This is a genomic window from Cupriavidus sp. H19C3, from assembly GCF_049393815.1.
Lineage (GTDB): Bacteria > Pseudomonadota > Gammaproteobacteria > Burkholderiales > Burkholderiaceae > Cupriavidus.
This window is the reverse complement of record NZ_CP184985.1, coordinates 3980646-4000312: the sequence shown is the minus strand read 5'-3', so window position 1 is coordinate 4000312 and position 19667 is coordinate 3980646. Positions and strand designations below refer to the sequence as shown.

Sequence of the window (19667 nt, the reverse complement as noted above, 5' to 3'; positions counted from 1 at the left end):
AGCCACATGCCGGGCGCGCGGCGCGTGCCCGCCGAGGCCCGCTTACTGGAACGCCTTGTCGTTAGGCGCCGCGAACAACGCCTTCATATCGGCCGACAGCGGATAGTTCAGGTTGATGTTGCGCGGCGGCACCGGCGTCATGAACCACTTGTTGTACAGCTTCTCGGCACGACCGCTGGTCTGCAGGTCGGCCACCACCCCATCGACGAGCTTCTTGAACGAGGCGTCGTCCTTGCGGAACATGCACGCGTAGTTCTCGGTCTGCAGCGGCTCGCCGGCGACGACCCAGTCCGCGGCGTTCTTGGCCTTGGTGCGCTCGCCGTAGAGCAGCGGCTCGTCCATGACGAAGGCGGCGGCGCGGCCGGTCTCCAGGATCAGGAACGATTGACCATGATCCTTGGTGCTGATCAGGTTCATGTTCATGCCCTTCTCGCCGTTCATCTTCACGAGCAGGCGCTCGCCGGTGGTGCCGGCCGTGGTGACGACGTTCTTGTCCTTGAGGTCGGCCAGTGCCTTCACGCCCGAATCCTTCTTCACCAGCATGCGGATGCCATAGATGAAGATGCTGTTGGAGAACGCCACCTGCTTCTGGCGCTCGAGGTTGTTGGTGGTGCTGCCGCACTCGATGTCGATGGTGCCGTTCTGGACCAGCGGAATCCGGTTCTGCGAGGTGATCGGCGTGAGCTTGACCTGCAGGTTGGGCATGTTCAACTGGCTTTTCACCTTGTCGACGATCTGCAGCATGATCTCGTGCGAATACCCCATGACCTCCTTGCCATCGGTGTACGAGAACGGGATCGACGATTCGCGATAGCCCAGCGAGATCACACCGGAGTCCTTGATCTTCTTGAGCGTGTCGCCATCGGCGGCGTGGGCGCCGGCGGCAACGAGGGCGAGCGCGGCGGCGACCAGTACGCGGCGCGACAGATGGGAGGTGGGCAGTTTCTTCATGTTTCGCTCCTGGATGGGGCTTGGTTTAGTGGCACGACGTAACACTGCGGTACTGCAACTCGGAGGTACTGCAACTTCGAAACCTGCTGAATCCTGCCGGCGCCGCGACGCCCGGGCCGACGCGCTCAGGCCGCCAGCGCGCTGAAATCCGCGGCGTCGAGCGCGGGCCGGCGCGCGGCCATCTGGTCCGCCAGCAGTCCCGCGCTGCCCATGGCCAGCGTGAAACCGAGCGCGCCGTGGCCCAGGTTGAGCCACAGCCCCGGTACGCGCGAGGCGCCGATCAGCGGCACGCCGTCCGGCGTGGCGGGCCGCAGGCCAGCCCAGGGCTGCCACGCGTTGACATCGTCGTTGGCGGCCATACCGGCGAGGCCACCGAACAGGGCGCGCGTCTGCGCGGCCAGCGTGGCCACGCGTTCGCGATCGATGGTGGGGCCGCCGGGCACGAGGTCCGCCATGCCGGCCACGCGCAACGTATTGCCGATCCGCGCGTAGACGATCTTGTTGGCAAAGTCGGTCACGCTGAGATGCGGCGCGTGGGCGCCGTCGACCAGCGGCACCGTGATGCTGTAACCCTTGAGCGGCCACAACTTGGGCCGCACGCCCAGCGGCCGCAACAACGGCACGCTGCCGATTCCACCGGCCACCACCACCGCATCGGCCTCGATGTCGCCGGTCGCGGTGGCCACCCCGGTCACTCGCGACCCGCTGCGCAGCAGTCCGGTGACGCGTGTGCCAAAGCGCAGGCTGACCGTATCGCGGGCTTGCAGCAACCGGGCCAGCGAGACACAGAAGCGATGGCAATCGCCCACCTCCTCGCTCGGCGTATGGATGGCGCCAGCGATCTGGTCGCGCATGCCGGCCAGCGCGGGTTCCAGTGCCACGCACGCATCGCGGTCGAGCGCGTGCTGCTCGCAACCAAGGCTGGCCTGGTAGTCGAGCAGGCGCCGCGCCGCATCGAAGGCGGCCGCATCGCGATGCACGATCAGCTTGCCGCGCCGCGCGAAATCGAAACCGCCGCCCGGCAGGTTGCCGGGCCGGCCCGCACCCCGCACCGGCTCGCCATGCACGAAGGCCTGCATCAGGTCGCGCGAATAAAACGCCAGGCGCAGCAGCTTGCGCGTGGTGGCATCGCTGGTGGTGGCATTGCACGCACGCGCGAAAGCCAGCAGCCAGCGCCATTGCGCGGGGTCCGCGCTCGGGCGGAAGCGCATCGGCGAATCGCGCCGCAGCAGCCAGCCCGGCACCTTCGACAGCACGCCCGGGCCCGCCAGCGGCGCGACATAGCTGTAGCTGAGCTGGCCGCCATTGGCAAAGCTGGTCTCCTCGCCAGGCCCGGCATGACGCTCGATCACGGTGACCTCATGACCGTCGTTGGCCAGCCGCCATGCGCTGGTCATGCCGACGACACCTGCTCCTACGATTGCTACCCGCATGGCTACCCTGGTCCCGAGCCCGATAAAGACGATGGGCCAGAGCGTATTCCACGCGGGCGGCCTTGCCCAATGCCAATACGTGCCAGAATATGTCTTTATGCTATGGGCGCCTGCCGTACGCCGCAAAGCGGGGTTTTCCCGCACGTTATTGGTACTTTCCCGCACCAGTCGCGACCATCGGCAGCGCCACCCCGCACCACAACCATGCGTCTGCGCCAGATCGAAGTGTTCCGCGCCGTCATGCTGACCGGCACCGTCAGCGAGGCCGCACGCCTGCTCCATGTGTCCCAGCCCGTGGTTTCGCGCGTGCTGCAGCATGCCGAAGCCTCGCTCGGCTTCCGCCTGTTCGAGCGCGTGCGTGGACGGCTGCAACCCACGCCGGAGGCGGTGGCCCTCTATGGCGATGTCGAAAGGCTATATGGCGAGATCGAGCGCGTGCGCCGGGTCTCCGAGAGCCTGCGGCACAAGGGAGCGGGCCGCCTGCGCGTGGCGGCCACGCCGAGCCTCGCACATCCGCTGCTGGTGCCGGCGGTGCGGCGCTTCTGCGCGCGCCATCCGGAAACGCAGGTCCAGGTGCTCACGCACCATACCGACGAGCTGGTCGATGCGCTGCTGTCGAACCAGATCGACGTGGGTTTTGCCTACTCGCCGCCGCGCCACGAGGCGATCGCGAGCGAACCGGTGGCGGCGGGACGCATGCTGCTGGCCGTGCCGCGCGCGCAGCCGTTGCCGAGCGGCGGGCGACGCGCGAGCGTGGCCATGCGGCGCCTGATGGACCGGCCCTTTATCGGCCACGACGACAACACCTCGCTCGGGCTGCTGGTGCGTCAGACGCTGGCCCGCCATGGGCTGGAGCCGCACGGCACGCTCGAAGTCCAGACCTATTCGCTCGCGCTCTCGCTGGTTGACGCCGGTCTTGGCGTGACCGTGCTCGACCAGTACACCGCACTGAGCGCCAATGCGTCGCGCGTGATGCTGCACGACATCGCGCCCGTGCTGCCATTCGAGATCCAGTTGCTGCGCGCGAGCCATCGCGGCACATCCAGCCTGGTCGACGACATGCGCGCACAGTTCGCCGCCGAGGCCGAGGCGCTGGCCGTGACGCTGCCGCAGCGCCTGGAGACGCCGGTGGTGAGCTTCGACGCCCTCAAGTGAACGCGTGCGCGCATTGACAGCCGCGCGACGCGTGCACCATCATCGATCGCATGACAGGTAAGATCGCGACACCATGTTCGTCCTGACCCTGATACTCCTCGTCCTGATCAGCGCCTTTTTCTCGGTCTCCGAGATCGCGCTGACCGCCGCCCGGCGCACCAAGCTGCAGATCATGTCCGAGCGCGGCGATGCGCGCGCCACCAAGGTCATGCTGCTCAAGGAAGAGCCCGGCAACTTTTTTACCATCGTGCAGATCGGCGTCAACAGCGTGGCCATCCTCGCCGGCATTCTCGGCGAGAAGCACGTCTCCGACCTCGCCTACGAAGCGCTGCTGCCCTACCTCAGCGTCGACCACGCCCAGCGCGTGGCCAATATCGGCTCGTTCCTGATCGTGACGCTGCTGTTTATCCAGTTCGCCGACCTGATTCCCAAGCGCATCGCGATGACGTTCCCCGAGGCCTGCGCGGTGGCCGTGATCGACCCGATCCTGACCCTGCTCAAGGTGCTCAAGCCGCTGGTATGGATCTTCAACGCCGCCGCCGATGCCATGCTGCGGCTGTTCCGCCTGCCGACCAAGCCGGTCGACCAGATCACCACCGAGGACATTGCGGCGATGGTCGATGCGGGGGCCGAGGCCGGCGTGCTGCGCAAGCACGAGCTGCACCTGATCGAGAACGTATTCGAGCTGGACTCCAAGGGCATTACCGCCATCATGACGCCGCGCGACGACGTGGTGTACCTGACGCTCGACGAGACCGCGGAAAGCGTGCGGCGCAAGCTCGTCAACCAGCCGCATGCGCAATACCCGGTCTGCGGGCACGACCTCGACGACGTGCTCGGCTATATCGATTCCAAGGACATCCTGCAGCAGCTGCTGGCCAACGACAGCGCCGCGGTGCTGGCCGATATCGGCCAGCACCACGACAAGAACGTGCTGGTGATTCCGGACACGCTGACGCTGTCCGAGTCCCTGACCCGGTTCCGCGAGATGCACGAAAGCTTTGCGGTGGTCATGAACGAGTACGGACTGGTGGTGGGCATCGTCACGCTCGACGATATCGTCGGGGCGCTGATGGGGGACATCCTGTATTCGTCCGAGGACGAACAGATCGTGCGCCGCGACGACTCGTCATGGCTGGTGGATGGCCTGACGCCCATCGTCGACCTGAAGAAGGCGCTGGAGATCGATACCCTGCCCGGCGAGGATTATGTCGATACCGCGGCAGGGCTGGTGATCTACGCGCTCAAGCGGATTCCGAAGAAGTCGGAGTCGATCACGGTGGCGGGTTTCCGCTTCGAGGTGCTCGATATCGACCACCACAAGATCGACCAGTTGCTGGTGTCGCGGCTGCCGGTGACGAACGCGGTCGCCTGAGAAGCGGGGGCGCAGAAAAACAGGCACCAGAAATCAGCCACAAAAAAACAAAACCGACGGCTACTTTCGTAGGCGTCGGCTTTTCAGTGGTACTGCAACTTCTTGTTATCTACCCGAAGGCAGCTTTTTGTATTGGCGGAGAGGGTGGGATTCGAACCCACGGTACCGTCGCCGGTACGCCTGATTTCGAGTCAGGTACATTCGACCACTCTGCCACCTCTCCAGGTAACTTGGTCGCTCGCGGCGAAACCAAGATTATAGCGATATCGCCGCGAGGAATGCAAGCACTCGTTACGCTTCCGGTTCGAGCCGCGCCACACCGCCCATGTACGGCTGCAACGCGGCCGGTACCGTGACCGAACCGTCGGCGTTCTGGTAGTTCTCGAGGATTGCGACCAGCGTGCGGCCGACCGCCAGGCCGGAGCCGTTCAGCGTATGGAGCAGCTCGGGCTTGCCCTGCCCGGTGCGGTAGCGCGCGCCCATGCGGCGCGCCTGGAAATCGCCCATGTTGGAGCACGAGCTGATTTCGCGATAGGTGTTCTGGGCCGGGATCCAGACTTCGAGGTCGTAGGTCTTGGTGCTGCCAAACCCCATGTCGCCCGTGCACAGCACGATGGTGCGGAACGGCAGGTCGAGCTTCTTCAGGATGGCTTCGGCATGGCCGGTCAGTTGCTCCAGCGCCTCCATCGACTGCTCGGCCGGCACCACCTGCACGAGCTCGACCTTGTCGAACTGGTGCTGGCGGATCATGCCGCGCGTGTCCTTGCCATAGGCGCCCGCTTCCGAGCGGAAGCACGGCGTATGGGCGACAAAGCGCAACGGCAGCGCATCGGCGGCGACGATCTCGTCGCGCACGATATTCGTGAGCGGCACCTCGGCGGTCGGGATCAGGTAGAAGTTCTCGGTGCGGCCCTGGCCGTCCTCGCCCTCTCCGCCCATGCGGCGCGGCACCTTGAACAGGTCTTCCTCGAACTTGGGCAGCTGGCCGGTCCCGCGCATCGACGCCGCGTTGACGATATACGGCACGTACATCTCGGTATAGCCATGCTCGAGGGTATGGGTATCGAGCATCAGCTGCACCAGCGCACGGTGCAGGCGCGCCATGCCGCCACGCAGCATCGAGAAGCGCGCGCCGGTGACCTTGCTGGCGGTCTCGAAGTCGAGGCCGAGCCTGGCGCCGATATCCACGTGATCGCGCACGTCGAAGTCGAAGGCGCGCGGCGTGCCGACGCGGCGGACTTCCACGTTCCCGGTCTCGTCCTTGCCCACCGGCACGCTCTCGTGCGGCAGGTTAGGGATCGACATCATGGTGTCCTGCATCTGGGCCTGGATGTCGTTCAGGCGGGCGGCCGAGGCGGTCAGCTGGTCGCCGATGCCGCCCACTTCCGCCATCACGGCCGAGGCGTCCTCGCCCTTGCCCTTGAGCATGCCAATCTGCTTGGACAGGCTGTTGCGGCGGGCCTGCAGTTCCTCGGTCTGGGTCTGCAGTTGCTTGCGTTCGGCTTCCAGTGCCTGGAACGCCGCCACGTCGAGGGAAAATCCGCGCGTGGCAAGGCGTTGCGCCACGGCGTCGATGTCTTTGCGGAACAGCTGGATGTCGAGCATGTTGCGGTCGGGAAGTGCTGAATCCGGCGACATGCCGGAAAACGCGACATTTTACTGCACCCGCGTGTCTCGCCGTCGCGGAATGTGCGGGACGTCGGGCCGCCTATTCGCCTGTTCGTCCTTTTTCGTCCCTGTCGCTTTGTTCGCCCCTGTCGTCCCGTTCGCGCTTCTCGCCCTTCGTCCCGCCCGTGGCCCCGCCCGTCGCCCTGCTGCCGCGGCTCTCACGCGCCCGCTGCCACGCGTCGTCGAGTTCGCGCAGATGGCGCAGCTTGTCGCCGATCTTGCCCTCCAGGCCGCGCGGCGTCGGCCGGTACCAGTCCTGGTCGGCCAGGTCGTCGGGCAGGTAGTGCTCGCCCGCGGCATAGGCCTCGGGCTCGTCGTGGGCGTAACGGTAGGCGTGGCCGTAGCCGAGCTCCTTCATCAGCCGCGTGGGCGCGTTGCGCAGGTGCACGGGTACCGGCCGCGACCTGTCCTTGGCGACAAACGCGCGCGCCGCGTTGTAGGCGTTGTAGCCCGCGTTGGACTTGGGCGCCACCGCCAGATACAGCAGCGCCTGCGCCAGCGCCAGCTCGCCTTCCGGCGAGCCCAGCCGTTCGTAGGTTTCGGCGGCATCGAGCGTGATGCGTGCCGCGCGCGGATCGGCCAGGCCGATGTCCTCCCATGCCATGCGCACGATGCGGCGGGCCAGATAGCGCGGGTCCGCGCCGCCATCGAGCATGCGGCAGAACCAGTACAGCGTGCCATCGGGGTCGGAGCCGCGCACCGACTTGTGCAGCGCGCTGATCTGGTCGTAGAACGCGTCGCCGCCCTTGTCGAAGCGGCGCAGGTTCTCGGACAACGCGCTGCCGAGCAGCGCGGTATCGATGCGCGCCGCGCCGGCATTGCGCGCCGCCCGCGCGACGATCTCGACGTTGTTGAGCAGCTTGCGGCCATCGCCATCGGCGGACGCCACCACCAGCTTCAGCGCCTCGTCGTCCCAGTCGAGGCCGCCCAGTTCGTCGCTGGCGCGCCGGACCAGCTGCGCCAGCTCCTGCTCGTCGAGGCTCTTGAGCACATAGACCGCCGCGCGCGACAGCAGCGCGCCGTTGACCTCGAACGACGGGTTCTCGGTGGTGGCGCCGATAAAGGTGAACAAGCCGCTTTCCACATGCGGCAGGAAGGCATCCTGCTGGCTCTTGTTGAAGCGATGCACCTCGTCGACGAACACCAGCGTGCGCCGCCCGTGGGCGCGATACTGCTCGGCGCGCTCGACCGCCTCGCGGATGTCCTTGACGCCGGACAGCACCGCGGACAGCGCGATGAATTCGGCGTCGAACGCGTCCGCCATCAGGCGCGCGAGCGTGGTCTTGCCCACGCCGGGCGGGCCCCACAGGATCATCGAATGCGGCTCGCCGGACGCGAACGCCACGCGCAGCGGCTTGCCCGCGCCAAGCAGGTGCTGCTGGCCAATCACCTCGTCGATGGTGCGCGGACGCAAGCGCTCTGCCAGCGGTTGCCTGGAACGGTCGGGAGGTTCGGAAAACAGCGAGTCCGCCACGGTCAATCAGTCCAACAGAATCATGAACGTGACAGTGTAGACGATCACGCCGGTCGGGCCGGCGAGGGCTGGTCCGGTGCCGCATCCAGGGCCGGAAACGCGACCACATCGTCGGCCTCGACGCGCAACCCGAGCGTGGCGCCGACCGGCACGTCATGGTGCGAGGGCACCAGCGCCAGCACCCGGCTGCCGTCGGCCAGGCGCAGCGTATAGAGAATGTTGGCGCCGCGAAAGGCCTTGTCGGTGACCTGCGCGCGCAGGGGGCTCGCTTCGTCGTGCACGAGGTCGTCGGGGCGGATCAGCACCTCGACCTCGCCATTGGGGTCCGCCAGCGTCGCGCTCCCGGCCAGGGTGGCGGCGCGGCACGGCAGCGTACCCAGCGCGAGGTCGATATCGCTGCCGCGCCGGCGCCCCGGCAGCCAGACGCCCTGGCCGATAAAGCCGGCGACGAAGCGCGTGGCCGGACGATGATAGAGGGTATGTGCATCGCCCCACTGGGCAATAGTGCCCTGGTGCATGACGCCGATCTCGTCGGCCATGGCAAACGCCTCGTACTGGTCGTGCGTGACGAGGATGGCGGTGGTGCCCTGCGCGCGCAGGATGCCGCGTACTTCCTGGCCCAGCCGCTCGCGCAGGTCGACATCGAGATTGGAGAACGGCTCGTCGAGCAGCAGCAGCGCCGGACGTGGCGCGAGCGCGCGCGCCAGCGCCACGCGCTGCTGCTGGCCACCCGAGAGTTCATGCGGATAGCGGCCGCCCGCGTCGTGCAGGCCCACCAGCGCGAGCATCTCGCGCACGCGCGCGGCGCGGGCCGCCCGCTCGCGCCGCGTCAAGCCGAACGCGACATTGGCCGCCACGTCGAGGTGCGGAAACAGCGCGTAGTCCTGGAACACCATGCCGATCCGCCGTTGCTCGGGCGGCAGGCCGGTACCGGCGGACGACACCACGCGGCCGTCGATGCGGATCTCGCCCGCGCGCAAGGGCTCGAAGCCGGCGAGCGCGCGCAGTACCGTGGTCTTGCCGCAGCCGCTCGGACCCAGCAGGCAGGCGATGGTGCCGCGCGCGAGCGAGAACGACAGCCGGTCGATCACGGTGTGGGGGCCAAAACCGTGCACGATGCGGTCGACCTCGACCACCGGTGGCGCGGCCGTCGAGGCCGCGCGCGCGGCGGCGGCAGACGCGCTGGTAGCGGCGCTGGTGGACGCGCTGGTGGACGCGCTGGTGGAGCCGCGGGTGGGCGACGGTGTCAACGCAGGGGTCGCGCCAGCGATCTGAGTATGGTCTGGAGAAGTGAGCGACATCAAGGCCTCGGCACGCATGGCGCGATTATAGTGAGTGGCGACGCTAGAATGCGCGAATCCCGTCGCATCGATCGTCTCCGACACGTGTGCCTCCGTACAACCGCCATCGAATGCCGCGCCTGCCCTCTCCCCAACCTCCGCCACCTCCGCCACCTCCGCAACCACTGCAATCTCGGCGACCGCGGCCACCGCTGCGGTGGCTGCGCTCTCCGCCCCCGCTGACGGTGGTCGCCTGCCTGATGGCGGCGCTGATCGTGCTGCCGATCGGCGTGATCGTGGCGAGCGTGCTGTCGCCGGCCACGGACACCTGGCGGCATCTTGTCGATACCGTGCTGGCCGAATACATCGGCAACACGCTCGTGCTGCTGGCCGGCGTGATGGCGGGCGTGCTGCTGCTCGGGGTGACCACCGCGTGGCTGACCGCGACCTGCCGCTTTCCGGGGCGTGGCCTGATGGCGTGGGCGCTGGTGCTGCCGCTGGCGATGCCCGCCTACGTGATCGCCTACGCGTACACCGATGCGCTGCAGTTCGCCGGCCCCGTGCAGGGCTGGCTGCGCGACGTGACCGGCTGGCGCGCGCGCGACTACTGGTTTCCGGACATCCGCTCGACCGGCGGCGCGATCGTGCTGTTCTCGCTGGTGCTCTACCCCTACGTGTACCTGACCGCGCGTACCGCATTCCTGCAGCAGACCGCGAGCACGCTCGAGGCTGCACGGCTGCTCGGCCATGGCCCGTGGCGTACGCTGTGGCACGTGTCGCTGCCGCTCGCGCGGCCCGGCATCCTGGCGGGCACGGTGCTCGCGCTGATGGAGACGCTGGCCGACTTCGGCACCGTGGCGTACTTCGGCATTCCGACCTTCTCGACCGGCATCTTTCGTGCGTGGTTCTCGCTCGGCGACAAGCTCGCCGCGGCGCAACTGTCCGCGTGCATGCTGCTGTTCGTGATCGCGATCCTGTGGCTCGAACGGGCCAGCCGCGGCCGTGCGCGGGTGCACGACGACAGCCGCGCGGGCCAGCGGCGCCCGGCCATGAAGCCACTGTCTGGCTGGCGCGGCTGGCTGGCCTGCGCATGGTGCGCGCTGCCGGTGGCGCTCGGTTTTCTGCTGCCGGCGCTGATGCTGTGCCGGATGGCGTGGGCCGACGGCGACGCGCAGTTCGGACCGCGCTTTATCGGGCTGGTACGCAACAGCTTTGTGCTGGCGAGCACGAGCGCGGTGATCGCGGTGCTGGTGGCGCTTGCCATCGGCTACGCCGGGCGCGGCGCCGCCGGCGGGCCGCGGGCGCGCCTGCTGCGCGTGCTGACGCGGCTCTGCGGCATGGGCTATGCCTTGCCGGGCTCCGTGATCGCGGTAGGGGTGCTGGTACCGGTGACGCAGCTCGACAATGCGCTGTCGCACTGGCTGCGCGAAGCGCTCGGCGTGTCGGTGGGCCTGCTGCTGACGGGCGGCATGACGGCGCTGGTCTATGCCTATCTGGTGCGTTTTCTTGGCGTGGCACTGCAGTCGGTCAATGCGGGGCTGGCGCGCATTACACCGGCCATGGACAGTGCCGCGCGCAGCCTCGGGTACGGCCCGGCCGCCACCTTGCGGCACGTGCATGCCCCGCTGCTGCGCGGCAGCCTGCTCACGGCGGCGCTGATCGTCTTTGTCGACGTCATGAAGGAACTGCCGGCGACGTTCGTGATGCGGCCCTTCAATTTCGACACGCTGGCCGTGCAGGCCTACAACCTTGCCGCCGACGAGCGCCTGGCCGAGGCGGCAACCGCCTCGCTCGTGATCGTGCTGGTGGGATTGCTGCCGGTGATCGTGCTGTCGCGCGCGATCCAGCATGCCGGTCGCGGACAGCGCGGGGGCAGCGCGGTGCCGCCCCCGGAACAAGGGTAAATACCGATCTAAAGTTCGCTTCGGCGCTGCCGATAACCGCCAATGGCCCGTGTCTTCACACGAGGCCTCCAGGCAGGTATTTATCGGCTTATCCGTTCGAGGGTATTTATGCTGCGTTACCGCATGTTGTTGTTCAAGGCTTCCCGGCTGGCCGCGAAGAACAAGCTGAGCAATGTCGAAGAGATTTCGCTCGCTGGACAGTTTGCCGAGCTGCTGGAATCGCAGGAAGACGCCGACCGGCTGATCGAGGATCTGGTCGACCACGAGAACCCGCATATGCGCCGGATCGGCCTGCACGCGATTCGCCGCGCGCGCCGCTTTGGCGGCCAGGCGTTGCTGCCGGCGCTGCTGCGCCGACTGGTCGATCCGGAAGCGTGGCTGCGTCACGATGCGGTCTGGATCGTGCAGGAAGCCAAGCTCGACGGCGGCGAGCTGCGCGCCTCGCTGCGTCGGGTGGCCGGCAATACCCGCCTGCCGCAGGATGCCATCCGCGCGCGCGACAACCCCGGCGATGGCGCCTTGCAGGCGGCCGTGCGCGCGCGCCAGGTGCTCGACGTACTGATCCAGAAATCGGCGGCCGAGCACAACGCCGCGCTGGCGGCCGGCGGTGGCCTGGCCGGTGCGACCGACGGCAAGCCCTATGCGCAGGATTCCATCGGTCATATCCGTGCCGTCCATCGTCAGTTGCAGAAGCGCATGGCCAAGCGCAAGCTGTCGAGCAGCACCAAGCTGAAGTTCCGCAAGGTCGAAAGTCAGTACCCACCTAACGACAATCGTCGCTTCCTGCTGTGAGTGCGCGTGCCTAGCGGTACCCGGCCTTGTCGACGATCTTCTGCGCCTCGGCCTGGTACTTGCCAAGCTCGGCCACGTTGATCTTGTCGGCCTTGAACTCGCCCAGCTGCTCCAGCGCCGGGTTGGAGATCTTTACGCTCGGCACCACCGGCCACTCGTTGTTGCCGTCGGCGAAGTAAGCCTGTGCTTCGTCGCTGGCAAGGTACTCCAGGAACTTCACCGCGGCTTCCTTGTTGGGCGCGTGCCTGAGCATGCCGCCGCCGGACACGTTCATGTGCACGCCCTGGCTCGACTGGTTGGGCCACACCACGCCGAGCTTGTCGGCCACCGCCTTGTCTTCCGGCTTGCTCGACTTGAGCAGGCGCGCGAGGTAGTAGGTATTGGCAATCGCGATATCGCATTCGCCCGCGGCGACGGCCTTGAGCTGGTCGGTATCGCCGCCCTTCGGCGCGCGCGCCAGGTTGGCGGCGACACCGCGCGCCCACTGCTCGGTGCGTGCCGCGCCATCGTGGGCGATCAGGCTCGATACCAGCGACAGGTTGTAGACATGGCCGCTCGAGCGCGTGCACACGCGGCCCTTCCACTTCGGGTCGGCAAGCTCCTCGTAGCGCGTCATGTCGCCCGGCTTGACCGTGGTCTTGTTGAAGACAATCACGCGTGCGCGCGCGGAGAAGCCGAACCATTCGCCATTGGGATCACGATAGTTGGCGGGAATGCGGGACGCCAGCACCTTCGACGTCACCGGGGCGAACACGCCGGCCTGCTGGGCACGCCACAGGCGGCCGATATCGACGGTGATAAACACGTCCGCGGGACTGTTGGCGCCCTCGTTGCGGATCCGTTCGAGCAGCGGATCTTCCTGCCCCTCGATCCGGTTGATCCTGATGCCGGTCTTTTCGGTGAAATTGCGGTACAACGCCTCGTCGGTCTGATAGTGACGCGCGGTGTACAGATTGAGCACCTTCTCCTGGGCCAGCGCGGCGAGCGGCGTGGCCAGCAGCATACAGGCGCCGGCAAGCGCCATCAGGCGCGTGGTACCCCGATGCAAGGCGCCTGCCTCCGTTGTTGCCAGCCTTGTTGCGTGCTTTGTCGCGTGCTTTGTTGCGTGCTTTGTTGCGTGCTTTGTTGCGTGCGCAAACCCCTGCCTTGCGCCATGACCCGCCCTCGTGCTGCTCATCGTCATCTCCCTGTGCCAGTCTATTGGCCAATGACGATAATCATTCGCATTTAAGCGGTCAAATTACATTTTTGTCATGCGTATTAAGCGGTTTCGACAAGCTGGCGTACGGGCCACGTCGCCACCTGGCCACGTCGCCAGCCGTGCCAACCACGGGCTCAATTCCTGGCGCGCTCGGCAAGCACCTTCATCGCGTCGGCGGGAAGCGGACCGTGACAACTGCGCTCGCCGCCCGCCTCGCCGACGATCAGCCAGACCTTGTCCGGCGTGCCGGCCGGGTGCAGCAGCCAGGCCGGACCGCGGCCGGATCCGGCCGGCGGCAGGTCTTCCAGCGCGCCGCTGTGCGGCGACTGCAGCAATGCCGCGCATTGCGCCACCGGCGCGCGCGTTGCCTTGAGGAAATCGGCATTGCCGATCACCTCCGGCATGGCGGTGTCCGAGGCGCGCAGGAAGGCATCGACGTCGAACTGGCGCGTGCCGGCGGTGGTTCCGCAGGCGCATAGCAGCGCGGCCGCGCCAAGGATGGCCGCGACCGTCAGGCTGAGAGGGAGGGTTTCCCGCAAAGGTGCGTTAGGCATAGGGGGCATCACTGCTTCATGACATCGGCGCCCTTGGGCACCACAAACCGGAAGGTATCGGCCGGCAGCGATGGATTCTTCTGGATGCCGGTGAAGGTGAGCAGTGTGGTGTTGCCGAACGCATCGCGCAACTCCATCGCCTCCAGGTTGCCGCTCTTGAAGCCGATGCCGATCCGCTCGAACTGCGTGTCCTTCGCCTTCGGCGTCAGCTCAAGCCATTCCACGCCATCGCGCGTGGGGCCGTTGCCGATATTGAAGTTCTTCTCGAAGTCGTTGCTGCCGAACAGGATGGCGGCCGGACTCGACCCCAGCGCACCGTCGAGCCTGCGCTCGGTCACCTGGTTGAGGTCCTTGTCGTAGATATAGAGGGTCTGCCCGTCGGCCTGCAGCAGCTGGTCGTAGGGCTTGGTATAGCGCCACGTGAACTTGCCGGGGCGCGCAAAGGCAAAGGTGCCGCTCGACGTGCCGGTGACCTTTGCGCTATCGCCATTGCCCTTGACCTGGCGCTGGGTGAACTCCCCGCGCGCGCTCTTGACGCCGGACACGAAGCTCTGCAACTGGTCGGTCGCGGCCGCGTGGGCAGCCGGCGCGGCCAGCGTCACCAGCGCAAGTGCCGTACAGGCAGTGGCAACTGCCGAGCCGAATCCGCGAAACATGCGAAGACGCATGACAATGTTCCTTTCTTGTCCATTGATGCTGTCCGGTTAGAGCCTGGCGCCGGCGCGGGATTCCCGTGCCGGCCGTGACAGACGTAACGGGCAGGGCGGCGTTGGTAACGGGACGTTAATCGCCGACGGCGGCCCGGACGCTACACCGCGGGGTTGTCGGGCCCGACCACGGTGGTCCCGTGATCGGGCGCCACCGCCGACAGGCCGACAGGCCGACGGTGGCGCGGCGGGCTTACTCCTCGTCGCGCGCGGCGCCGCCGCCCTGCACCAGGATGTCGCGATTGCCATTGCCGGACATCGCCGACACCAGCCCTGCCTTTTCCATATCCTCAAGCAGGCGCGCCGCGCGGTTGTAGCCGATGCGCAGATGCCGCTGCACGAGCGAAATCGACGCGCGCCGGTTCTTGATCACCACTTCCACGGCCTGGTCGTACAACGGATCGGCCTCGCCGCCGCCGCTGCCGGCGATGCCCGCGCCGCCGCCGAGGCTGTCGCCGCCCCCGTCGCCGTCGACCAGGCCGCCCTCGAGAATGCCCTCGATATAGTTGGGCTCGCCGCCCTCCTTGAGCTTCTCGACCACGCGGTGCACTTCATCGTCCGAGACAAAGGCGCCGTGCACGCGTACCGGCAGACCGGTGCCGGGCGCAAGGTACAGCATATCGCCCATGCCCAGCAGCGTTTCCGCGCCCATCTGGTCGAGGATGGTGCGCGAGTCGATCTTGCTGCTGACCTGGAACGCGATACGCGTGGGCACGTTGGCCTTGATCAGGCCCGTGATCACATCCACCGAAGGACGCTGCGTGGCCAGCACGAGATGCAGGCCGGCCGCACGCGCCTTCTGCGCGATGCGCGCGATCAGCTCCTCGACCTTCTTGCCCACCACCATCATCAGGTCGGCCAGCTCGTCGATCACGATCACGATGGTCGGCAGCTTCTCGAGCGGCTCGGGCGCGTCGGGCGTCAGGCTGAACGGGTTCGGGATCTTCTCTTCCCGCGCCGCCGCTTCCTCGATCTTCTTGTTGTAGCCGGCGAGGTTGCGCACGCCCAGCTTGCTCATGAGCTTGTAGCGGCGTTCCATCTCGCCGACCGCCCAGTTGAGCGCATTGCCGGCCTGGCGCATATCGGTCACCACCGGGCACAGCAGGTGCGGAATGCCTTCGTAGACGCTCATTTCGAGCATCTTCGGATCGATCAGGATCAGACGCACGCTCTCCGCGCCGGCCTTATAGAGCAGCGACAGGATCATCGCGTTGATGCCGACCGACTTGCCGGAGCCGGTGGTACCCGCCACCATGCAGTGCGGCATCCTGGCGAGGTCGGCCACCATCGGCTTGCCGGCAATGTCCTTGCCGAGCGCCATGGTCAGGTTCGAGGCGCTCTCGTTGTACACCTGCGAGCCAAGGATTTCCGACAGGCGCACGGTCTGCCGCTTGGGATTCGGCAGTTCCAGCCCCATGTAGTTCTTGCCGGGAATCGTCTCCACCACCCGGATCGACACCAGCGACAGCGAGCGTGCGAGGTCGCGCGCCAGGTTGACTACCTGGCTGCCCTTGACGCCCGTGGCCGGCTCGATCTCGTAGCGCGTGATGACAGGACCCGGATAAGCGGCCACGACCTTGACCTCGACCCCGAAGTCCTTGAGCTTCTTCTCAATCAGGCGCGAGGTGAACTCGAGCGTTTCGGCACTCACGGTTTCCTGATGGGCGGGAATCGGATCGAGCAGCGACAGCGGCGGCAGGTCGGAGTCCTGGATATCGGCAAACAGCGGTTGCTGCTTCTCGCGTTCCACGCGCTCATGCTTGGGCACCGCCTGCGGACGCACGATCTGCACCGGGGTGGCTTCCTCGATGCGCACGCGCTGGACCTCGACCGTCTCGGTACGCTCGACCTTGGCGGCGGCGCCGATGATGCGGTCCTGCTTGCTTTCGCGGCGCGCCTTGAAGCCGATGAACAGCGACTCGACAAAGCCGCCGACATGCTCGGCCACCGACAGCCACGAGAAATGGAAGAACAGCGACAGCCCGATCGCGAACATCGTCAGCAGCAGCAGCGTGGCGCCCGAGAACCCGAGCGCCAGTTGCAGCCAGCCGCCGAGCAGGTCGCCCAGCACGCCGCCGGGCGCCCGCGGCAGCGCGGCGCGCAGCGGATACATGCGGATGGCTTCGAGGCCCATGCTGGAGACCAGCGTCAGGCCGAAGCCGATCCAGCTGACCATGGCGCCGGCATGCGGCTCGGTGGCACGCTCCGGCAGCTCGGCGGTCAGCGTGCGCCAGCCGCGCCAGCAGCGGCGCACCAGCAGCACGCTCCACCAGTAGGCGGAAAAACCGAAGATGAAGAACAGGACGTCGGCGACCCAGGCGCCGACGCGGCCGCCCAGGTTGTGGATATCCGCGACCTGGTTGGCGTGGGACCAGCCGGGGTCCGCCTTGCTGTAGCTCGCGAGCACGCACAGGAAGCCCAGCGTGACGGCGAGCAGCAGGAACCAGCGCACCTCGCCGAGCAGCTTGCCGATGCGGGACGGCAGCGCGGACGGGTCGGTACGGGTTGTCGTGGTAGCTCGGGCCATGCAGAAACAGGGGTCGCCAGATGTGAACGATGGGGGCCATTCTACCCTTGGCCAGCCCTATCGCCCCCATTGGAATTTGCAACAGTGAGCAAATGCCGCACCACATATAATGGCGGCTGAGTATTTAAGCCGGCGTCAGGCCGCCCCTCGATCCGCCTTGCGGAACCGATGCGGGACGGCCGCGCCCGTCACACGAATTCCAGGAACGCATCATGTCCAAACACGCAAAAGTGCTGATTCTCGGCTCCGGCCCCGCGGGATATACCGCAGCCGTGTACGCCGCGCGCGCCAACCTCAACCCGGTGCTGGTGACCGGCCTGGCCCAGGGTGGCCAGCTGATGACCACCACCGACGTCGAGAACTGGCCGGCCGACGCCAATGGCGTGCAGGGCCCGGAACTGATGCAGCGCTTTCTGGCGCATGCCGAGCGTTTCAATACCGAAATCATCTTCGATCACATTCATACGGCCAGGCTGACCGAACGCCCGATCCGCCTGATCGGCGACGCCGGCGAGTACACCTGCGACGCGCTGATCATCGCCACCGGCGCCTCGGCGCAGTACCTCGGCCTGCCGTCGGAGGAATCGTTCATGGGCCGCGGCGTGTCGGCGTGCGCCACCTGCGACGGCTTCTTCTACAAGAACCAGGAAGTGGCGGTGGTCGGCGGCGGCAACACCGCCGTCGAAGAGGCGCTGTACCTGTCCCATATCGCCAGCAAGGTGACCGTGATCCATCGCCGCGACGATTTCCGCGCCGAGCCGATCCTGCGCGACCGCCTGCTCCAGCGCGTCAAGGAAGGCCGCGTCGAGATCCGCTTCGACAGCGTGCTCGACGAGGTGACCGGCGACGACTCGGGCGTGACCGGCGTGCGCATCCGCAACGTGAAGACCGGCGAGGTGGACGCGGTCAAGCTGGCGGGCGTGTTCATCGCCATCGGCCACAAGCCCAACACCGACCTGTTCGCTGGCCAGCTCGACATGAACAACGGCTATATCGTGACCAGGAGCGGTCTGGCCGGCGATGCCACGGCAACCAGCATTCCGGGCGTGTTCGCGGCCGGCGACGTGCAGGACCAGATCTACCGCCAGGCCATCACCAGCGCGGCGACGGGCTGCATGGCCGCACTCGATGCGCAGCGCTACGTGGAAGCGCTGAAGTAATTGGCCCCGGGCACCGGCGCCCTGGCGCCGTGGGGCGGCGACAAAAGCGGGACCCGGCCGCGTTCGCCACCGGCCCGCGCATGCCGCCGGAGGCGGCGCCGCCCGATATAATCGCGCCATGCTTCCCGGAGATGCTCCATGTCGCAAGGCGCCCCCAAACCCAACCGGTCGCCGGCCCGGCGCTTCGGTCTCGACGACCTGGCCGGCCTGCGTGACACCCTGAAGGCCGACGCCGCCCAGCGCGAGGCCGAGCGGCTGGCCGCCGAGGCCGCCGCACAACGCGCGCGCGAGGAAGCCGATGTCTTCCGCAACAGCGTCGGCGGCGTCAACCAGTTGCGCGACCGCAATCGCGTCTCCCACCCTCCCCAGCACCCCGCCCCGGTGGCGACCCAGACCGAGCGCAACGACAAGGCGGTGCTGGCCGCGTCGCTGTCGGACGAGTTCGACGTCGAGAACCTGCTCGATACCGAGGAGATGTCGTTCCGTCGTCCCGGCATCGGGCTCGACGTCATCCGCAAGCTGCGCCGCGGCGAGTGGGTGCCGCAGGACAAGATCGACCTGCATGGCCTGCGCCGTGAAGAAGCGCGCGAGGCGCTGGCCGAGTTCCTGCGCAAGTCGGTGCGCAACGGCGTGCGCTGCGTGCGTGTGATCCATGGCAAAGGCAATGGTTCGCCCGACAAGCTACCGGTGCTCAAGGGCAAGGTGCGCAGCTGGCTCGTGCAGAAAGACGAGGTGATCGCCTTCGTGCAGGCCCGCGAGACCCAGGGCGGTGCGGGTGCGGTGATGGTGCTGCTGCGGCAACCGCGCACCTGATGCACCTGCATCTGCCGTTCGACCTGCTGATGGGGCGGCTGCCCCTGATCCTCCATGTGATGGAGGTGATCGGCGTGCTCGCGTTTGCCGTGTCGGGCGTGGTGGACGCGCGCAAGCAGCGGCTCGACGCGGTCGGCACCTTCATCGTCGCGTTTGCCACCGCCTTCGGCGGCGGGACCGTGCGCGACGTGCTGCTCGACCGCCGGCCGTTCTACTGGGTCGAGCACGAGTACTACGTGATGCTGATCTTCGTGATGTCGATCGGCGCGGCCATCGTGTTCCGCGTGGTCAGCACGGTGGCCTCGGATCGCGCCATGCTGGTGGCCGACGCGATCGGGCTCGGGCTGTTCTCGGTCACCGGCACGTCGCTCGCGCTGGTGGCGCAGATGACGCCGACGGTGGCGGTCATGATGGGCATTATCTCGGCGGTGTTCGGCGGCGTGGTGCGCGACGTGCTGTGCAACGAGGTCCCGATGATCCTGCGCGACCGTTCGCCGTACGCGACCTGTTCCTTCGTCGGCTGCTGGGTGTATGTGGGACTGACGTGGATGCGCGCGGACCAGGAGGCGGCGCTGCTCACCGGTGCGCTGGTCACCATGGCCATGCGGCTGGTCTCGGTGCAGTTCGGCTGGAAACTGCCGAGCTGAAAACGACAAAGCCGGCACGAGGCCGG

Annotated in this window: 16 protein-coding genes and 1 tRNA gene; 7 read left to right on the top strand and 10 right to left on the bottom strand. The window is 67.2% G+C overall.

Annotated elements, in window-relative coordinates; all coding sequences use genetic code 11:
* Positions 1 to 42: 42 nt before the first annotated feature.
* Positions 43 to 951 carry a glutamate/aspartate ABC transporter substrate-binding protein gene (locus tag DFLDMN_RS18465; protein WP_423196308.1) on the bottom strand — a complete coding sequence of 303 codons (909 nt, stop codon included), beginning with the start codon at positions 949 to 951 and terminating at the stop codon, positions 43 to 45.
* Between the two features lie 125 nt (positions 952 to 1076).
* Complete coding sequence (locus DFLDMN_RS18460; RefSeq protein ID WP_423196307.1) at positions 1077 to 2384, bottom strand: D-amino acid dehydrogenase; 1308 nt, start codon at positions 2382 to 2384, stop codon at positions 1077 to 1079.
* Positions 2385 to 2588: 204 nt separating this feature from the next.
* Between DFLDMN_RS18460 and DFLDMN_RS18455 the strand changes: the two genes are divergently transcribed.
* Together DFLDMN_RS18455 and DFLDMN_RS18450 are read left to right on the top strand one after the other, a co-directional pair.
* Entirely contained in the window at positions 2589 to 3539 is a 951-nt protein-coding gene (locus DFLDMN_RS18455) for a LysR family transcriptional regulator (protein ID WP_423196306.1), read from the top strand.
* 73 nt (positions 3540 to 3612) lie between these two features.
* Positions 3613 to 4914 (top strand): hemolysin family protein, encoded by a 1302-nt coding sequence (locus DFLDMN_RS18450; RefSeq protein ID WP_423196305.1) that lies wholly within the window; start codon positions 3613 to 3615, stop codon positions 4912 to 4914.
* 133 nt (positions 4915 to 5047) lie between these two features.
* On the opposite strand, the gene DFLDMN_RS18445 is transcribed toward DFLDMN_RS18450, so the two are convergent.
* The 4 genes from DFLDMN_RS18445 to DFLDMN_RS18430 all read right to left on the bottom strand — a co-directional run bounded on the left by DFLDMN_RS18445 (position 5048) and on the right by DFLDMN_RS18430 (position 9357).
* Positions 5048 to 5137 (bottom strand) — tRNA-Ser (locus DFLDMN_RS18445).
* Between the two features lie 68 nt (positions 5138 to 5205).
* Complete coding sequence (serS, locus tag DFLDMN_RS18440; RefSeq protein ID WP_423196304.1) at positions 5206 to 6519, bottom strand: serine--tRNA ligase; 1314 nt, start codon at positions 6517 to 6519, stop codon at positions 5206 to 5208.
* A 103-nt stretch (positions 6520 to 6622) separates the two neighbouring features.
* Positions 6623 to 8056, bottom strand: a complete 1434-nt coding sequence (locus DFLDMN_RS18435) for a replication-associated recombination protein A (protein WP_423196303.1) — start codon at positions 8054 to 8056, stop codon at positions 6623 to 6625.
* A gap of 44 nt (positions 8057 to 8100) precedes the next feature.
* Entirely contained in the window at positions 8101 to 9357 is a 1257-nt protein-coding gene (locus tag DFLDMN_RS18430) for an ABC transporter ATP-binding protein (RefSeq protein ID WP_423196302.1), read from the bottom strand.
* Between the two features lie 239 nt (positions 9358 to 9596).
* On the opposite strand from DFLDMN_RS18430, the gene DFLDMN_RS18425 reads away from it, so the two are divergent.
* Complete coding sequence (locus tag DFLDMN_RS18425; protein WP_423196301.1) at positions 9597 to 11240, top strand: ABC transporter permease; 1644 nt, start codon at positions 9597 to 9599, stop codon at positions 11238 to 11240.
* A gap of 123 nt (positions 11241 to 11363) precedes the next feature.
* Positions 11364 to 12032 carry a hypothetical protein gene (locus DFLDMN_RS18420; protein WP_423196300.1) on the top strand — a complete coding sequence of 223 codons (669 nt, stop codon included), beginning with the start codon at positions 11364 to 11366 and terminating at the stop codon, positions 12030 to 12032.
* A 10-nt stretch (positions 12033 to 12042) separates the two neighbouring features.
* On the opposite strand, the gene DFLDMN_RS18415 is transcribed toward DFLDMN_RS18420, so the two are convergent.
* The 4 genes from DFLDMN_RS18415 to DFLDMN_RS18400 all read right to left on the bottom strand — a co-directional run bounded on the left by DFLDMN_RS18415 (position 12043) and on the right by DFLDMN_RS18400 (position 17021).
* On the bottom strand, positions 12043 to 13056 hold the full coding sequence (locus DFLDMN_RS18415; RefSeq protein ID WP_423198470.1) for a Fe(3+) ABC transporter substrate-binding protein: 1014 nt from the start codon (positions 13054 to 13056) through the stop codon (positions 12043 to 12045).
* Positions 13057 to 13367: 311 nt separating this feature from the next.
* Entirely contained in the window at positions 13368 to 13787 is a 420-nt protein-coding gene (locus DFLDMN_RS18410) for a hypothetical protein (protein WP_423196299.1), read from the bottom strand.
* Between the two features lie 8 nt (positions 13788 to 13795).
* Complete coding sequence (gene lolA, locus DFLDMN_RS18405; protein ID WP_423198469.1) at positions 13796 to 14443, bottom strand: outer membrane lipoprotein chaperone LolA; 648 nt, start codon at positions 14441 to 14443, stop codon at positions 13796 to 13798.
* A gap of 244 nt (positions 14444 to 14687) precedes the next feature.
* Positions 14688 to 17021 carry a DNA translocase FtsK gene (locus DFLDMN_RS18400; RefSeq protein WP_423196298.1) on the bottom strand — a complete coding sequence of 778 codons (2334 nt, stop codon included), beginning with the start codon at positions 17019 to 17021 and terminating at the stop codon, positions 14688 to 14690.
* Between the two features lie 212 nt (positions 17022 to 17233).
* Between DFLDMN_RS18400 and trxB the strand changes: the two genes are divergently transcribed.
* The 3 genes from trxB to DFLDMN_RS18385 all read left to right on the top strand — a co-directional run bounded on the left by trxB (position 17234) and on the right by DFLDMN_RS18385 (position 19641).
* A complete protein-coding gene (trxB, locus tag DFLDMN_RS18395) occupies positions 17234 to 18181 on the top strand; it encodes a thioredoxin-disulfide reductase (protein ID WP_423196297.1) in 948 nt (315 codons plus the stop codon).
* A gap of 138 nt (positions 18182 to 18319) precedes the next feature.
* The gene (locus DFLDMN_RS18390) at positions 18320 to 18994 is read left to right on the top strand and encodes a Smr/MutS family protein (RefSeq protein WP_423196296.1); all 675 of its coding nucleotides are present in this window, start codon (positions 18320 to 18322) and stop codon (positions 18992 to 18994) included.
* Positions 18994 to 19641 carry a trimeric intracellular cation channel family protein gene (locus DFLDMN_RS18385; protein WP_423196295.1) on the top strand — a complete coding sequence of 216 codons (648 nt, stop codon included), beginning with the start codon at positions 18994 to 18996 and terminating at the stop codon, positions 19639 to 19641. The genes DFLDMN_RS18390 and DFLDMN_RS18385 overlap by 1 nt, the downstream gene beginning before the upstream one ends.
* Positions 19642 to 19667: the final 26 nt, after the last annotated feature.